This window comes from Zestomonas carbonaria (assembly GCF_904061905.1).
Lineage (GTDB): Bacteria > Pseudomonadota > Gammaproteobacteria > Pseudomonadales > Pseudomonadaceae > Aquipseudomonas > Aquipseudomonas carbonaria.
Map to the genome: position 1 here is coordinate 149,831 of NZ_CAJFCI010000029.1, position 15,421 is coordinate 165,251.

The following is a 15,421-nucleotide window of genomic DNA, read 5'->3' on the forward strand; positions in this document are numbered from 1 at the left end:
GGCGCGGGGCCGTCTCGACGGGGAAGAGGCGCATCAGCATACCGGTTCGCTCAGCAGCAGGGCCTCCAGCTCCAGCGCCACGCGTTCCGGGCGCAGGCTGTCGAAGCAGGGCTTCTCGCGGTCGCCCTTGCCGGCGTCCGGGCCTTCGGCGCACAGGTGCACCTGGGAACGGCCATAGGCGCCGACCAGGTCCGGGCGGGTCGGCCCGTAGAGGGAAATGGTCGGCACATCGAGCGCCGCGGCCAGGTGGCCGAGGCCAGTGTCCACCGCCACGCAGGCGCGCGCGCCGGCGATCACCTTGGCGATGCCGGCGAGGTTCAGGCGCGGCAGCACGCTGACGTGTTCCAGGCCATCGGCCAGGCGTTCGGCTCGGGCGCGCTCGGCATCGCTGCCCCAGGGCAGGCGCACCGCCCAGCCGAGTTCGTCCATGCGCTCCAGCAACGCGCGCCAGTAAGGCTCCGGCCAGTGCTTGCTGGGCCAGGTGGTGCCGTGCAGGAACAGCAGGTAGGGCGGCGCGCCGGGATCGGCCAGCCGGTTGCGATCCAGGCCGTAGTCGGCGATGCCCTGCGGCAGCGAATAGTCGAGCGCCTGGGCGAACAACTGGCGCACCCGCTCCAGGGCATGCTGCCCCTTGGCCACCCGATAGCGGCGGTCATAGAAGCGGCTGGCCAGCGGCTCGCGGGCGGACGCCGCGTCCAGGCCGGCCACCGGGCCGCTGGCGTAGCGAGTCAGCCAGGCGCTCTTGAGCAGGCACTGGGCGTCGATCACCAGGTCATAGCGGGTGGCGCCCAGGCGCTGCTTGAAGCGCCGCCACTCGCCATTCCTGAAGGTCTTCCAGGGGTGCTTGCGCCAGCGGCGAATCGCCACCGGGATCACCTCGGCCACCGCCGGATGCCAGGCGGGAATCTCGGCGAAGCCCTCTTCCACCACCCAGTCGAAGCGGATGCCGGGGATCGCCCGCACCGCGTCGGTGAGCGCCGGCAGCGTGTGGATCACGTCGCCGAGCGACGAGGTCTTGATCAGCAGCACTCTCATTCGCCGACCTCGACGGGATCGCTCACCAGCCGGTCGAGGGCTTCCAGCACCGGGCGCGGTTTCAGTTCGCGCAGGCAGTTGTAGTGGCCGAAGCGGCAGGTGCGGTCGAAGCACGGGCTGCACTCCAGGCCGAGGCGAACGATTTCCACGTGCTCGGCCAGGGGCGGGGTGAACTGCGGCGAGGTGGAGCCGTAGACCGCCACCAGCGGGCGGTTCAGCGCGGCGGCCACGTGCATCAGGCCGGAGTCGTTGGAAACCACCGCGCCCGCGCAGCTCATCAGGTCGATGGCCTCGGCCAGGCTGGTGGCGCCGGCCAGGTTGCTGACCTCCTCGCGCAGCCCGGGGATCAGGCGCATGCGGATGTCCTCGCCGCCGGGATGGTCGTTCTTCGAACCGAAGATCCACACCTGCCAGCCGGCACGGACCTTCAGCTCGGCGACCTTGGCGTAGTGCTCGGCCGGCCAGCGCTTGGCCTCGCCGAACTCGGCGCCCGGACACAGCGCCAGCACCGGCCGGTCGAGCCCCAGGCCGAACTTGGCCAGCGCCGCGTCGCGGCTGGCCGGGTCGATCCGCAGGCTCGGTCGCGGATAGGGTTTCGGCAGCTCGGCACCCTTCTCATAGGCGAGCGCCATGAAGCGCTCGATCATCAGCGGGTAGCGCTGCTTGTCCAGCGGGCGGATGTCGTTGAGCAGGCCGTAGCGCATCTCGCCCTTCCAGCCGGTGCGCACGGGGATGCCGGCGAAGAACGGCACCAGGGCGGACTTCAGCGAATTGGGCAGGAGGATCGCCTGGTCATACCGGCCTTTCAGGCCGTGGCCGATCCTGCGCCGGGCGGCGATGTCCAGCACGCCGTGGCCGAGCGGGAAGCTCAGCGCCTGGCGCACCTCGGGCATGCGCTCGAGGATCGGCCGGCTCCACTCGGGCGCCAGCACGTCGATCGCGCAGTCGGGGTGACGCTGCTTCAGGCAATGGAACAGGGTCTGCGCCATCACCATGTCGCCGACCCAGCTCGGCCCAACGATCAGGATATTCATTGAGTAGCCTCAAGCTGTAAGCCAAAAGCTGCAAGCCGAAGCAGCTCGGACCGCTTGCAGCTTACAGCTTGTGGCTTGGCGCTTACTTCACCAGGGTGCGCCACTCGGCGTGGGCGCTGGTCTTGCCGGTCACTAGGTCGAAGTAGGCCTTCTGCAGCTTCTCGGTCACCGGGCCGCGACGGCCGATGCCGATCTTCCGGCCATCCACTTCGCGGATCGGCGTGACTTCGGCGGCGGTGCCGGTGAAGAAGGCCTCGTCGGCGATGTACACCTCGTCGCGGGTGATGCGCTTCTCGACCAGCTTGATGCCCAGTTCGTCGGCCAGCCGCAGCACGGTGTTGCGGGTGATGCCGTTCAGGCAGGCGGTGACTTCCGGGGTGTAGACCACGCCGTCCTTGACGATGAACACGTTCTCGCCGGAACCCTCGGCCACGTAGCCTTCCGGGTCGAGCAACAGGGCCTCGTCGGCGCCGCCGGAAATGGCTTCCTGCAGGGCCAGCATGGAGTTGATGTAGTGACCGTTGGCCTTGGCGCGGGTCATCGAGATGTTCACGTGGTGACGGGTGAAGGAGCTGGTGCGCACCTTGATGCCCTGCTCCAGCGCTTCCTCGCCCATGTAGGCGCCCCAGTGCCAGGCGGCGACGATCACGTGCACCTGGAGGCCGGACGCGCGCAGGCCCATGCCTTCCGATCCGTAGAACACCATCGGGCGCAGGTAGGCACTTTCCAGATTGTTCTCACGCACCGTGGCGCGCTGCGCTTCGTTGATCTCGTCCTTGGTGAACGGGATCTGCATGTTCATGATGTGCGCCGAGTCGAACAGACGATCGGTGTGCGCCTGCAGGCGGAAGATCGCCGTGCCCTGCGGGGTGTTGTAGGCGCGCACGCCTTCGAACACGCCCATACCGTAGTGCAGGGTGTGGGTCAGCACGTGGGTGGTGGCTTCGCGCCACGGCACCAGTTTGCCGTCATACCAGATCACGCCATCACGATCGGCCATCGACATCTTTGCCAGCTCCTCAAGTGTTCGACTCGTTCATCGGTTCCGCCACGGCACGCCCCGTTCGGGCCCGCCGCGAAAATCCAGCTCAGCTCAACTCCATGGCGCGCCACAGGCGCATCACCGCGCGGCGCTCGGCATGGAACTGGTCGCCGGAAACCACGCCCGGCTGTTTCTGCAGGGCCAGGCGGTGGGCCGCCGAGCGGTAGGCCTTGTAGACCTCCTGCAACAGACGGGCGTCCTCTTCCGGCAGCAACCCGGCCTCGCCCAGCTCGTCCAGGATGCGGATGTTGTCGGTCCAGCGCAGCAGTTGCGGGTACTGGTGCGACCAGGCCAGGGCCGCGTATTGCACCATAAATTCGATATCGACGATACCGCCGGCGTCCTGCTTGAGGTCGAACGGCGCCTCGGCGTCGAAGGCGTTCGGCGCGGTGCCGGCGGCGGTCGCCTTGCTGCCGAGGTTGTCGCGCATCTTCGCGCGCATCTCGCTGACTTCCGCGCGCAGCTTGTCCAGATCGCGCGGCTGGCCGAGCACCGCGGCGCGCACCTGCTCGAAGGCGGCGCCGACGCGAGCGCTGCCGACCAGCACGCGGGCGCGGATCAGCGCCTGGTGCTCCCAGGTCCAGGCCTCGTTGCGCTGGTAGCGCTCGAAGGCGCCGAGCGAGCTGACCAGCAGGCCGCTGGCGCCGGACGGACGCAGGCGCATGTCCACCTCGTAGAGCTGGCCGGAGGTGGTCTGGGTGGTCAGCAGGTGGATGATGCGCTGGCCGAGGCGGATGAAGAACTGCGCACCGTCGATCGGCTTGGCGCCGTCGGTCTCGGCCTGCGGGTCGCCGTCGTGGATGAACACCAGGTCGAGATCCGAGCCGTGCCCCAGCTCCAGGCCGCCGACCTTGCCGTAGCCGACGATGACGAAGTCCGGGTCGCACAGGCTGCCGTCGCTGCGCTTCGGCGTGCCGAACTTGCTCACCGTCTGTCGCCAGGCCAGCCCCAGCACCTGGTCGAGGATCGCCTCGGCCAGCCAGGTCAGGTAGTCGCTGACCTTCATCAGCGGCAGGGTGCCGGCGATCTCCGAGGCGGCCACGCGCAGGCTGTGGGCCAGCTTGAAGTGGCGCAGGGCCTCCATCTGCTGTTCGAGGTCGTCCTCGGGAATCCGCGTCAGCCGCTCACGCAGCTCGGCGGCCAGTTCGGGCGCCTGCGGCGGCTTGAACAGCCGACCCTCGTTGAGCAGTTCATCGAGCAGCAGCGGGAAACGGGCGATCTGCTCGGCGATCCACGGGCTGGCCGCGCACAGGGCGAGCAGCCGCTGCAAGGCGCCGGGGTTCTCGCTGAGCAGCACCAGGTAGGCCGAGCGCCGCGCCACCGCTTCGACCAGCGGCAGCACGCGTTCGAGCACCAGGTCGGGGTTGTCGTGCTCGACCGCCTGGGCCAGCAGGCGCGGCACGAAGGCATCCAGGCGCTCGCGGCCGAGGCGCTGGATGGCCCGCACCTGCGGGCCGTTGCGCAGGTCGGACAGACGCCGCCAGGCAATGGACGGCTCGCTGAAACCGGCATCGGCCAGTTGCCGGCAGGCGGCTTCCTCGTCCAGCGCCTCCTGCCAGAGCGGCAGCCACTCGGCGCCGACGCATCCGCCGTCGCCGCTGCCTTCCTCCTCGTCGGGATCGGCGATCACCTGGCGGAAATGCCAGTCGATCCGCCCGCGCCAGTGCATCAGTTGCGCGAGGAACGCGTCCCAACCGGCAAAGCCCATGATGCAGGCGACCCGCGCACGGTCGAGATCGTTGTCCGGGAGCATCTGCGTCTGCCGGTCGGCGATGGCCTGCAAGGCATGCTCGACGTAGCGCAGGAAGCGATAGCCGTCGCGCAGTTCGTCGACCACCGCCGGCGGCAGGTAGCCCTGCCCTTCCAGGGTCTGCAGCACCTTTAATAAAGGACGCTGTTGCAGGCTGAGGTCGCGGCCACCGTGAATCAGTTGGAAGGCCTGGGCGATGAACTCCACCTCGCGGATGCCGCCGGCGCCGAGCTTGATGTTGTTGGCCATGCCCTTGCGGCGCACTTCCTGCTGGATCAGCAGCTTCATGGCGCGCAGCGCCTCGACGGCGGAGAAGTCCAGGTAGCGGCGGTAGACGAACGGCCGCAGCATCTCCAGCAACTGCTTGCCGGCCACCTGGTCGCCGCCGACCACCCGCGCCTTGATCATCGCGTAGCGTTCCCAGTCGCGCCCCTGGTCCTGGTAGTACTGCTCCAGCGCGTTGAAGCTGAACACCAGCGGCCCGGACGAACCGTAGGGGCGCAGGCGCATGTCGACGCGGAACACGAAGCCATCCACGGTGATCGCGTCGAGCGCCTTGATCAGGCGCTGGCCGAGCCGGGTGAAGAACTCCTGGTTGTCCAGCGGACGCTTGACGCCCTCGGTCTCGCCGCCTTCCGGGTAGCCGAAGATCAGGTCGATGTCCGAGGACAGGTTGAGTTCGTGGGCGCCGAGCTTGCCCATGCCGAGCACCACCAGATGCTGCGGCTGGCGGCTGCGCCGGCCGATCGGCGTGCCGAACTGCGCGGCATGGCGCTCGTAGAGCCAGTGGTAGGCGAGGTCGATGCTGGCGTCGGCCAGGTCGGAGAGGTCGCAGCAGGTTTCGTTCAGGTCGGCCTGGCGGCTGAGGTCGCGCCAGACGATGCGCAGTTGCTGGCGGTTGCGGTAGCGGCGCAGGCGGCGGCCCAGCTCGGCCTCGTCGTCGCAGTCGGCCAGCGCTGCGTTCATCTGTTCGCGCAACTCGCCCGGCCGCAGCGGGCGCTCCAGTTCGCCGGAGTCGGCCAGTTCGAGGAAGGCCAGGGGATCGCGAACGATCTGCTCGCTGACGAAATCGCTCAGCGCGCCGACCCGCGCCAGCGCCTCGCGGCGCGCCGCTGGCCAGCTCGCCAGGCGCTCGGCCTGCTCCTGCAAGGCGGTCCCGGCACGGCTGGCGCAGGGGAGAAGAACGGTAGGCAGGTCGACAAGCGATGGCAGGCTCATGGTCTATCCTTTGTTCGGGCCGCAGGCGGCAACCGACGGACTGCCGAAATTTCTGAAACCCTTGCTACGCCTGGCTTGGAGAGGCATCCACCCAAGGCTTCAGCCCACTCTGCGGCGTGAAATTGTAGTTTTACTACTAAAGATTGTATCCAAAGGGCTGAAACGCTCGTCGATTTGTAGTAAAACTACACGACGCCGGGACCACCCCCGGTAAATCCAAGAATTCACGCGGGCGCCCCACAAGGCCGTCCGCGCACATACCGGCAACCGATTCTGGAAGCCTTTCCGCCCTGGAGCAAGCCATGCAAGACATCGATCCCGTCGAAACCCAGGAATGGCTGGACGCGTTGGAATCCGTCCTCGACCGCGAGGGTGAAGATCGTGCTCACTATCTGATGACCCGAATGGGCGAGCTGGCCACCCGCAGTGGTACCCAACTCCCCTACGCGATCACCACGCCGTACCGCAACACCATCCCGGTGACCCACGAAGCACGCATGCCCGGCGACCTGTTCATGGAACGCCGCATCCGCTCGCTGGTGCGCTGGAACGCGCTGGCCATGGTGATGCGCACCAACCTGCAGGATCCCGACCTGGGCGGTCACATCTCCAGCTTCGCCTCCTCGGCGACCCTCTACGACATCGGCTTCAACTACTTCTTCCAGGCCCCGACCGAGGAACACGGCGGCGACCTGATCTTCTTCCAGGGCCACGCCTCCCCCGGCATCTACGCCCGCGCCTTCCTCGAAGGCCGCATCACGGAAGACCAGATGGACAACTTCCGTCGCGAAGTCGACGGCAAGGGCCTGTCGTCCTACCCGCACCCCTGGCTGATGCCGGACTTCTGGCAGTTCCCCACCGTGTCCATGGGCCTCGGCCCGATCCAGGCGATCTACCAGGCGCGCTTCATGAAGTACCTGGAAAGCCGCGGCTTCATCCCCGCCGGCAAGCAGAAGGTCTGGTGCTTCCTCGGCGACGGCGAGTGCGACGAGCCGGAATCCCTCGGCGCCATCTCCCTGGCCGGCCGCGAGAAGCTGGACAACCTGATCTTCGTGATCAACTGCAACCTGCAGCGCCTGGACGGCCCGGTGCGCGGCAACGGCAAGATCATCCAGGAACTGGAAGGCGTGTTCCGCGGTGCCCAGTGGAACGTCAACAAGGTGGTCTGGGGTCGTTTCTGGGACCCGCTGTTCGCCAAGGACAAGGACGGCGCCCTGCAGCGCCGCATGGACGAGGTGATCGACGGCGAGTACCAGAACTACAAGGCCAAGGACGGCGCCTACGTGCGCGAAAACTTCTTCTCCAGCCCCGAACTGAAGGAGATGGTCAAGGACCTCTCCGACGACGAGATCTGGAAGCTCAACCGTGGCGGCCACGACCCCTACAAGGTCTATGCGGCCTATCACCAGGCGGTCAACCACCAGGGCCAGCCCACCGTGATCCTGGCCAAGACCATCAAGGGCTACGGCACCGGCGCCGGTGAAGCGAAGAACACCGCGCACAACACCAAGAAGGTCGATACCGAGAGCCTCAAGCAGTTCCGCGACCGCTTCGACATCCCGATCAAGGACGACGAGCTGGAAAAACTGCCGTTCTACCGTCCGGAAGAAGGCAGCGCCGAGGCCAAGTACCTGGCCGAACGCCGCGCCGCGCTGGGTGGCTTCGTTCCGCAGCGCCGGACGAAGAGCTTCAGCGTGCCGACCCCGCCGCTGGAGACCCTGAAAGCCATCCTCGACGGCTCCGGCGATCGCGAGATCTCCACCACCATGGCCTTCGTGCGCATCCTCGCGCAACTGGTCAAGGACAAGGAACTCGGCCAGCGCATCGTGCCGATCGTCCCCGACGAGGCACGAACCTTCGGCATGGAAGGCATGTTCCGCCAGCTCGGCATCTACTCCTCGGTCGGCCAGCTCTACGAGCCGGTGGACAAGGACCAGGTGATGTTCTACCGCGAGGACAAGAAGGGCCAGATCCTCGAGGAAGGCATCAACGAAGCCGGCGCCATGAGCTCGTTCATCGCCGCGGGCACCAGCTACAGCACGCACAACCAGCCGATGCTGCCGTTCTACGTGTTCTATTCGATGTTCGGCCTGCAGCGCATCGGCGACCTGGCCTGGGCGGCCGGCGACAGCCGTACCCGCGGCTTCCTGATCGGCGGCACCGCCGGACGCACCACGCTGAACGGCGAAGGCCTGCAGCACGAGGACGGCCACAGCCACATCCTCGCCAGCACCATCCCGAACTGCCGCACCTACGATCCCACCTACGGCTACGAGCTGGCGGTGATCATCCGCGACGGCATCCGCAAGATGACCGAGGAGCAGCAGGACGTCTTCTACTACATCACCGTGATGAACGAGGCGTACCAGCAGCCGGCCATGCCGGAAGGCGCCGAGGACGGCATCATCAAGGGCATGTACCTGCTCGAGGAAGACAAGCGCGAAGCCGCCCACCACGTGCAGCTTCTCGGCTCCGGCACCATCCTGCGCGAAGTGCGCGAGGCGGCGCGGATCCTCCGCGAGGACTACAACATCGGCGCCGACGTGTGGAGCGTCACCAGCTTCAACGAACTGCGCCGCGACGGCCTGGCCGTGGAGCGCCGCAACCGCCTGCACCCGGAACAGAAGCCCCAGCAGACCTACGTCGAGCAGTGCCTGTCCGGCCGCAAGGGCCCGGTGGTCGCGTCCACCGACTACATGAAGCTGTTCGCCGAACAGATTCGCCAGTGGGTTCCGTCCAAGGAGTACAAGGTGCTCGGCACCGACGGCTTCGGCCGCAGCGACAGCCGCAAGCAACTGCGCCACTTCTTCGAAGTGGATCGCAACTGGATCGTGCTGGCCACCCTCGAAGCCCTGGCCGACCGAGGCGAGATCGAACCGAAGGTGGTGGCCGAGGCCATCTCCAGGTTCGGCATCGACCCGGAAAAACCGAACCCCCTGGACTGCTGAGGAGCGGCACGATGAGTGAGTTGATTCGCGTACCCGACATCGGCAGCGGTGAGGGTGAAGTCATTGAATTGTTCGTCAAGGTCGGCGACCGCATCGAAGCGGATCAGAGCCTGCTGACCCTGGAATCGGACAAGGCGAGCATGGAAATCCCGGCGCCCAAGGCCGGGGTGGTCAAGAGCCTGAAGGTCAAGCTGGGCGACCGCCTGAAGGAAGGCGACGAACTGCTGGAGCTGGAAACCGAGGGCGGCGCGGAAGCACCCGCCCCGGCCGCCGAGCCGGCCAAGGCCGAAGCGGCGCCCACTCCCGCACCGGCAGCAGCCCCCGCTGCTGCCCCGGTCGCGGCCGTGGCGGAAAGCGTGCAGGACATCCACGTCCCGGACATCGGCTCGGCCGGCAAGGCCAAGGTCATCGAAGTGCTGGTCAAGGCCGGCGACACCGTCGAGGCCGAGCAGTCGCTGATCACCCTGGAGTCGGACAAGGCCAGCATGGAGATCCCCTCGCCGGCCGCCGGCGTGGTGGAGCAGGTGCTGGTCCAACTGGATGCCGAAGTCGGCACCGGCGACCTGATCCTCAAGCTGAAAGTCGCTGGCGCCGCGCCGGCGGCGGCTCCGGCTGCCGCGGCGCCCGCCGAGCAGCCCAGCCAACCGGTGCACCGCGTTCCCGAAGGCGCCGCGCCCGCGGTGGCGGCCGAGGTCAAGGCCATCGCCGCGCTGTCGGCCGCCGCGGAAGGCAGCCCCGGCATCCCCGAACGCTCCAGTGGCGCCAAGGTCCACGCCGGCCCGGCGGTCCGCCAACTGGCCCGTGAGTTCGGCGTCGAGCTGGGTGTCGTGCCGGGCTCCGGCCCGAAAGGCCGGGTCCTCAAGGAGGACGTGCAAGCCTACGTCAAGGCGATGATGCAGAAGGCCAAGGAAGCACCGGCCGGCGCGACCGGCGGCGCCGGCATCCCGCCGATCCCGGAAGTCGACTTCAGCAAGTTCGGCGAAGTGGAAGAAGTGGCGATGACCCGCCTGATGCAGGTCGGCGCCGCCAACCTGCACCGTAGCTGGCTCAACGTGCCGCACGTGACCCAGTTCGACTCGGCCGACATCACCGAGCTGGAAGCCTTCCGCGTCGCCCAGAAGGCCGTGGCCGAGAAAGCCGGGGTCAAGCTGACCGTGCTGCCGCTGCTGCTCAAGGCCTGCGCCCACCTGCTCAAGGAACTGCCGGACTTCAACAGCTCGCTGGCGCCGTCCGGCAAGGCGCTGATCCGCAAGAAGTACGTGCACCTCGGTTTCGCCGTGGATACCCCGGACGGCCTGCTGGTGCCGGTGATCCGCGACGTCGACCAGAAGAGCCTGCTGCAACTGGCCGCCGAAGCCGCCGAACTGGCGGAGAAGGCACGCACCAAGAAGCTCTCGGCCGACGCCATGCAAGGCGCCTGCTTCACCATCTCCAGCCTCGGCCACATTGGCGGCACCGGCTTCACGCCGATCGTCAACGCGCCGGAAGTGGCGATCCTCGGGGTCAGCAAGGCGACCATGCAGCCGGTATGGGACGGCAAGGCCTTCCAGCCGCGCCTGATGCTGCCGCTGTCGCTGTCCTACGACCACCGAGTGATCAACGGCGCTGCCGCCGCGCGCTTCACCAAGCGCCTTGGCGAAGTGCTGGCGGATATCCGCACGCTACTGCTGTAACGCTTCCCAATCGAGCACGCCACGCTCGTTCCTCGACCCCGCCGCCTGGCGGGGTTTTTTTTATTCCCCGCAGGCAAGGCCCGCTCTTGTAGGGTGCGCCGCGCGCACCGATAAGGCGGCAACCCGATGTTCCCGGCGCAACGCGGAGCCCGTCCCCGATAAACGGTGCGCACGACGCCCCCTACCAAGGATCGCCATAACCATCGGGTGGGCCGAAGCCCACCCTGCGTTCAGTTCTTCTGCACGTTGCGGATCAGGAAGCTCAGCGCCTTGGCCAGTTCTTCGGCGCCGGCATGGTCGCGGACGATGGTGATTAGCGGGCTGCCGTCCTGCGGGTTGCGCAGGATGCAGGTCTGGCCGCTGGCCGGGCAGTCGTAGCGCACGAAGGGATCGACGCCGAACACCGCTACCCGCTGGTTGCGCACCGCCAGCGGGGTGCCCTGCGCGGCGCGGATCTCCTCGCGCACCAGCAGCTCGCCGGGAGCGCTGATGCTGATCCGGTAGAGCAGGTCCTGGCGCTGGGCCTGGCCGACCTGGTAGCTGGCGCGCAGGGCGTAGGTGTCGAGCAACCGGTTGCACTGGGCGAGCAGCGCCTTGCGCTCATCCTGGGTCTGGTGCAGGCGCTTCAGGTCGTTGAGGTAGCGGCCCTGGTCGGCACCGCTCAGCTCGGCCTTGCTCTGCGCGGCGGGCTCTTCGGCGACGGCCGGGGAGGGCTGCCCCAGCAATGCGGCGATGAAGGCCAGAACACTTAGCTTTCTTGTATGTCTGAATGGCATGATGCACCCTTACCGAACACGTCGTAGTAGGCCGAAGCCCGTGTTCGGTCAGCATAGTGGATGCCCATCGCCCGATGAAAAGCCATACCGATGCCGTCAGCCGAGTGATGGCCGAGGTTGTGACGCAACTGCCAGTTCCGACACGACTGGGCATGTTGCGCTTCGAGCGCCTCAACGAGGCAAGCTGGGCTTTGCTCTTTCTCGACCCCGCCTGCGAGCGTGAACTCGGCCTCGGCGCCAGCGATCTTTGCAGCCTGACCGGCGCCCCCTACGCCAGCCTGATGGAACCGGATGCCCGCTACCGGCTGCACGAGGACATCCAGCAGCAGTTGCTCGCCGGCCCGCACTACCGGGTCACCTACACCCTGCACACGCCGAACGGCAGCCGCCGGTTGCTCGAACTCGGCGAAACCTTCAAGCAGCACGGCCGCCAGTTGCTGCGCGGCTACCTGCTGGCGATCGAGGCGCCGCCGCAACGCGCCGAACCGCCCGCCAGCGACGACGAACAGCACCTGTTCCAGCGCGCCGTCGAGCAGAGCTCCAGCGCCTTCATGCTGGTCGACCGCGATGGCCTGGTGGAGTACGTCAACCCGAGCTTCACGGCGATCACCCTGTACAGCGCCGACGAGGTGCGCGGCCGCCGGCTGTCCGAACTGCCGGCCTTGGAGAACCTCAGCGACATCCTCTTCGACTCGCAGTTCGGACTCGCCGAGCACAACAGTTGGCAGGGCGAGTTCCGCAGCCGGCGCAAGAACCTCGAACCCTACTGGGGCCAGTTGTCGATCTCCAAGGTCCACGACGACGCCGGCAAGCTGACCCACTACATCGGCATCTACGAAGACATCACCGAGACCAAGCTGGCCCAGCAGCGCATCGAGCGGCTGGCCTACACCGACAACCTGACCCGCCTGGGCAACCGCCCGGCGTTCATCCGCAGCCTGGAACAGCGCTTCGCCCATGGCGGCGACAAGCCGTTCAGCCTGCTGCTGGTGGACATCGACAACTTCAAGCGGATCAACGACAGCCTCGGCCACCAGACCGGCGACAAGCTGCTGGTCAGCCTGGCCAAGCGCCTGCGCAACAGCCTGGGCGCCAACGGCAGCCTGGCGCGCTTCGCCAGCAACGAATTCGCCGTGCTGCTCGACGACACCGACCTGGCCAGCGGCCAGGCGTTCGCCACGCAGATCCTGCACATGCTCGACAAGCCGCTGTTCGTCGACAACCAGTTGATCAGTATCACCGGCTCGGTCGGCCTGGCCTGCGCGCCGCTGCACGGCGAGGACCCGCAGACCCTGATGAAGCACGCCGGCCTGGCCCTGCACAAGGCCAAGGCCAACGGCAAGCACCAGGCCCAGGTGTTCACCGAGGCGCTGAACGCCGAGGCGCACTACAAGCTGTTCGTCGAGAACAACCTGCGCCGCGCGCTGACCCAGAACGAACTGGAGGTGTTCTACCAGCCCAAGCTGTGCCTGAAGAGCGGCCAGCTTCGCGGCCTGGAGGCGCTGCTGCGCTGGAACCACCCGGACAAGGGCATGATCCGCCCGGACCAGTTCATCAGCGTCGCCGAGGAAACCGGGCTGATCATCCCCATCGGCAAATGGGTGGTGCGCCAGGCCTGCCGCATGAGCCGGCAGCTTGCCGCCCTCGGCCTCGGCGAGCTGCAGGTGGCGATCAACCTGTCGCCCAAGCAGTTCTCCGATCCCGACCTGGTCGGCTCGATCGCCTCGATCCTCCACGAGGAACAGCTCTCCGCCCGGTTGCTCGAACTGGAACTGACCGAGAGCCTGCTGCTCGACGCCACCGAAGACACCCGCCACCAGCTCACCCGCCTGAAGAACCTGGGCCTGACCCTGGCGATGGACGACTTCGGCACCGGCTACTCGTCGCTCAGCTACCTGAAGAAGTTCCCCATCGACGTGATCAAGATCGATCGCAGCTTCATCAAGGACATCCCCGACAGCCAGGACGACATGGAAATCACCTCGGCGGTGATCGCCATGGCCCACAACCTCAAGCTCACGGTGGTCGCCGAAGGCATCGAGAGCGCCGCGCAACTGGCGTTCCTGCGCCGCCACCACTGCGACGTCGGCCAGGGCTACCTGTTCGACCAGCCGATCGCCGGACGCGTACTGATCGACAGCCTGCGCCGTTATCCTTGTCGGAAGTGAAGCCGAGAAAAGCGCTGGAGGCTGAACGAGTGCAGGCGACTTCTCGTCCAGCTTTCCAGCCTCCAGCGCTCTTTTCGCCTTTTCTCTTGTAGCCTGTAGCTTTTCGCCGTCCCCTCGGAGAATCACATGGTCCTGCGCTCGCAAATCCTCATCGACAAACAATCCCTGCCCGACGCCAGCCAGGCCCTGCCCGGTCGCGCCACGCCGATGCCGGTGCCGGAGCGCCATTACGTCAACGGCAACCCGCTCGTGGGGCCCTTCCCGGAAGGGCTGCAACAGGCGGTGTTCGGCCTCGGCTGCTTCTGGGGCGCCGAGCGGCGTTTCTGGCAGCAGCCGGGAGTGTGGACTACCGCGGTCGGCTACGCCGGCGGGCCGACCCCGAACCCCACCTACGAGGAAGTGTGCTCCGGGCTGACCGGCCACTCCGAGGTGGTGCTGGTGGTGTTCGATCCGCAAGTGACGAGCTACGCGCAATTGCTGAAAGTGTTCTGGGAAGCCCACGACCCGACCCAGGGCATGCGCCAGGGCAACGACGTCGGCACCCAGTACCGCTCGGCCATCTACTGCCATGGAGCCGAACAACTGGCCGCCGCCGAAGCCAGCCGCGAAGCCTTCCAGGCCGAGCTGCAACGCAACGGCTACGGGCCGATCACCACGGAAATCGCCGAGGCGCCGACCTTCTATTACGCAGAGGCCTATCACCAGCAGTACCTGGCGAAGAACCCCGGCGGCTATTGCGGGCTGGGCGGCACCGGCGTGTGCCTGCCGGCGTAGAGGCTTCGCTCTGGCAGGGTGCGCCGCGCGCACCGTTCATCTCGGTACAGGCACGGCTTCCGTCGGGGCTCCGGATCGGTGCGCGCGGCGCACCCTACGGGAAAGCGCTGCGTTACTCCTCGATGAGCCAGTCCAGCCGCCAGCCGGGTTCGCCCTGGGCCAGCAGCCCTGCCAGCCAGGGCAGCATCTCGCGCAGCTCGTCCTCCAGGCCCCACGGCGGGTTGGCGATGGCCAGGCCGGAGCCGGCCAGGCGGGTCGGATCGTCGGGGCTGTGGACGTACAGTTCGGCGCGCAGCAGCTTGGGCGCGGCGCTGGCGGCCAGGTCCTGGTAGAAGCGCCTGAGCTGGTCCAGCGACTTGATCGGGTACCAGATCGCCACCACCGTCTGGCGCATCCGCCCGATCGCCTCGTCCAGCGCCGCCACGCAGCGCTCCAGCTCGTCGACCTTCTCGAACGGCGGGTCGATCAGGAACAGGCCGCGTTTCTCGTTGACCGGCAGCAGCGCGCGCGGGATGTGCCAGCCCTCGCCCAGGCGCACCACCACCCGCCGGTCGCCGGCCATGTTGTCCTTGAGCAGGCGGCCGTCCTCGGGGTGCTTCTCGTTGAGCAGCAGGCGGTCCTGGGGACGGGTCAGGGTGCGCGCCAGCTCCGGCGAACCGGGGTAGTAGCGCAGTTCGCCGTCCAGGTTGAGCGCCATGATCGCCTTCAGGTAGTCGCTGGCCAGCGCCGGCGCCTCGCTCTGCCACAGCCGGCCGATCCCCTCGCGCCACTCGTCGGTACGGCTGGCCTGCTCGCCGAGCAGGTCGTAGAGGCCGACCCCGGCGTGGCTGTCGAGATAGGCGAACGGCGCCTCCTTGCGCGACAGCAGGGCGATCATCCGCGACAGGGTCAGGTGCTTGAGGACATCGGCGTGGTTGCCGGCGTGGAAGGCGTGGCGGTAGTTCATGGCGGGCTCCTGGCGCGGGAGCGGGATTCTAGCATTCTGGTGGGGTGGGTTTCGGGT

Annotated in this window: 10 protein-coding genes; 4 read left to right on the plus strand and 6 right to left on the minus strand. The window is 67.4% G+C overall.

Annotated features, from left to right (window positions below; translation table 11 throughout):
* Positions 1 to 33: 33 nt before the first annotated feature.
* From waaC to glnE, 4 genes are all read right to left on the minus strand, one after another.
* A complete protein-coding gene (gene waaC / locus PSEWESI4_RS06685) occupies positions 34 to 1,035 on the minus strand; it encodes a lipopolysaccharide heptosyltransferase I (protein WP_187670412.1) in 1,002 nt (333 codons plus the stop codon).
* Positions 1,032 to 2,069, minus strand: a complete 1,038-nt coding sequence (gene waaF, locus PSEWESI4_RS06690; protein WP_187670413.1) for a lipopolysaccharide heptosyltransferase II — start codon at positions 2,067 to 2,069, stop codon at positions 1,032 to 1,034. The genes waaC and waaF overlap by 4 nt, the downstream gene beginning before the upstream one ends.
* An 82-nt stretch (positions 2,070 to 2,151) precedes the next feature.
* The gene (locus PSEWESI4_RS06695; RefSeq protein WP_187670414.1) at positions 2,152 to 3,075 is read right to left on the minus strand and encodes a branched-chain amino acid transaminase; all 924 of its coding nucleotides are present in this window, start codon (positions 3,073 to 3,075) and stop codon (positions 2,152 to 2,154) included.
* Positions 3,076 to 3,157: 82 nt separating this feature from the next.
* A complete protein-coding gene (gene glnE / locus PSEWESI4_RS06700; RefSeq protein ID WP_187670415.1) occupies positions 3,158 to 6,079 on the minus strand; it encodes a bifunctional [glutamate--ammonia ligase]-adenylyl-L-tyrosine phosphorylase/[glutamate--ammonia-ligase] adenylyltransferase in 2,922 nt (973 codons plus the stop codon).
* 302 nt (positions 6,080 to 6,381) lie between these two features.
* On the opposite strand from glnE, the gene aceE reads away from it, so the two are divergent.
* Both aceE and aceF read left to right on the plus strand, forming a co-directional pair.
* On the plus strand, positions 6,382 to 9,027 hold the full coding sequence (gene aceE, locus PSEWESI4_RS06705; RefSeq protein WP_187670416.1) for a pyruvate dehydrogenase (acetyl-transferring), homodimeric type: 2,646 nt from the start codon (positions 6,382 to 6,384) through the stop codon (positions 9,025 to 9,027).
* A gap of 11 nt (positions 9,028 to 9,038) precedes the next feature.
* A complete protein-coding gene (aceF, locus tag PSEWESI4_RS06710; protein ID WP_187670417.1) occupies positions 9,039 to 10,700 on the plus strand; it encodes a dihydrolipoyllysine-residue acetyltransferase in 1,662 nt (553 codons plus the stop codon).
* Positions 10,701 to 10,930: 230 nt separating this feature from the next.
* Here the strand turns inward: aceF and PSEWESI4_RS06715 are convergent, their stop codons facing one another.
* On the minus strand, positions 10,931 to 11,476 hold the full coding sequence (locus PSEWESI4_RS06715) for a hypothetical protein (protein WP_235978883.1): 546 nt from the start codon (positions 11,474 to 11,476) through the stop codon (positions 10,931 to 10,933).
* A 74-nt stretch (positions 11,477 to 11,550) separates the two neighbouring features.
* Between PSEWESI4_RS06715 and PSEWESI4_RS06720 the strand changes: the two genes are divergently transcribed.
* Entirely contained in the window at positions 11,551 to 13,644 is a 2,094-nt protein-coding gene (locus PSEWESI4_RS06720) for a putative bifunctional diguanylate cyclase/phosphodiesterase (RefSeq protein ID WP_187670418.1), read from the plus strand.
* Positions 13,645 to 13,770: 126 nt separating this feature from the next.
* Positions 13,771 to 14,418 carry a peptide-methionine (S)-S-oxide reductase MsrA gene (gene msrA, locus PSEWESI4_RS06725; RefSeq protein ID WP_187670419.1) on the plus strand — a complete coding sequence of 216 codons (648 nt, stop codon included), beginning with the start codon at positions 13,771 to 13,773 and terminating at the stop codon, positions 14,416 to 14,418.
* A gap of 112 nt (positions 14,419 to 14,530) precedes the next feature.
* Here the strand turns inward: msrA and PSEWESI4_RS06730 are convergent, their stop codons facing one another.
* Positions 14,531 to 15,364: a 23S rRNA (adenine(2030)-N(6))-methyltransferase RlmJ gene (locus tag PSEWESI4_RS06730; RefSeq protein ID WP_187670420.1), complete on the minus strand. Its 834-nt coding sequence runs from the start codon at positions 15,362 to 15,364 to the stop codon at positions 14,531 to 14,533.
* Positions 15,365 to 15,421: the final 57 nt, after the last annotated feature.

Coding starts and splice junctions, on each gene's coding strand:
- waaC (WP_187670412.1), bottom strand. CDS start 1,035: ATGAGAGTGCTGCTGATCAAGACCTCGTCGCTCGGCGACGTGATCCAC.
- waaF (WP_187670413.1), bottom strand. CDS start 2,069: ATGAATATCCTGATCGTTGGGCCGAGCTGGGTCGGCGACATGGTGATG.
- PSEWESI4_RS06695 (WP_187670414.1), bottom strand. CDS start 3,075: ATGTCGATGGCCGATCGTGATGGCGTGATCTGGTATGACGGCAAACTG.
- glnE (WP_187670415.1), bottom strand. CDS start 6,079: ATGAGCCTGCCATCGCTTGTCGACCTGCCTACCGTTCTTCTCCCCTGC.
- aceE (WP_187670416.1), top strand. CDS start 6,382: ATGCAAGACATCGATCCCGTCGAAACCCAGGAATGGCTGGACGCGTTG.
- aceF (WP_187670417.1), top strand. CDS start 9,039: ATGAGTGAGTTGATTCGCGTACCCGACATCGGCAGCGGTGAGGGTGAA.
- PSEWESI4_RS06715 (WP_235978883.1), bottom strand. CDS start 11,476: ATGCCATTCAGACATACAAGAAAGCTAAGTGTTCTGGCCTTCATCGCC.
- PSEWESI4_RS06720 (WP_187670418.1), top strand. CDS start 11,551: ATGAAAAGCCATACCGATGCCGTCAGCCGAGTGATGGCCGAGGTTGTG.
- msrA (WP_187670419.1), top strand. CDS start 13,771: ATGGTCCTGCGCTCGCAAATCCTCATCGACAAACAATCCCTGCCCGAC.
- PSEWESI4_RS06730 (WP_187670420.1), bottom strand. CDS start 15,364: ATGAACTACCGCCACGCCTTCCACGCCGGCAACCACGCCGATGTCCTC.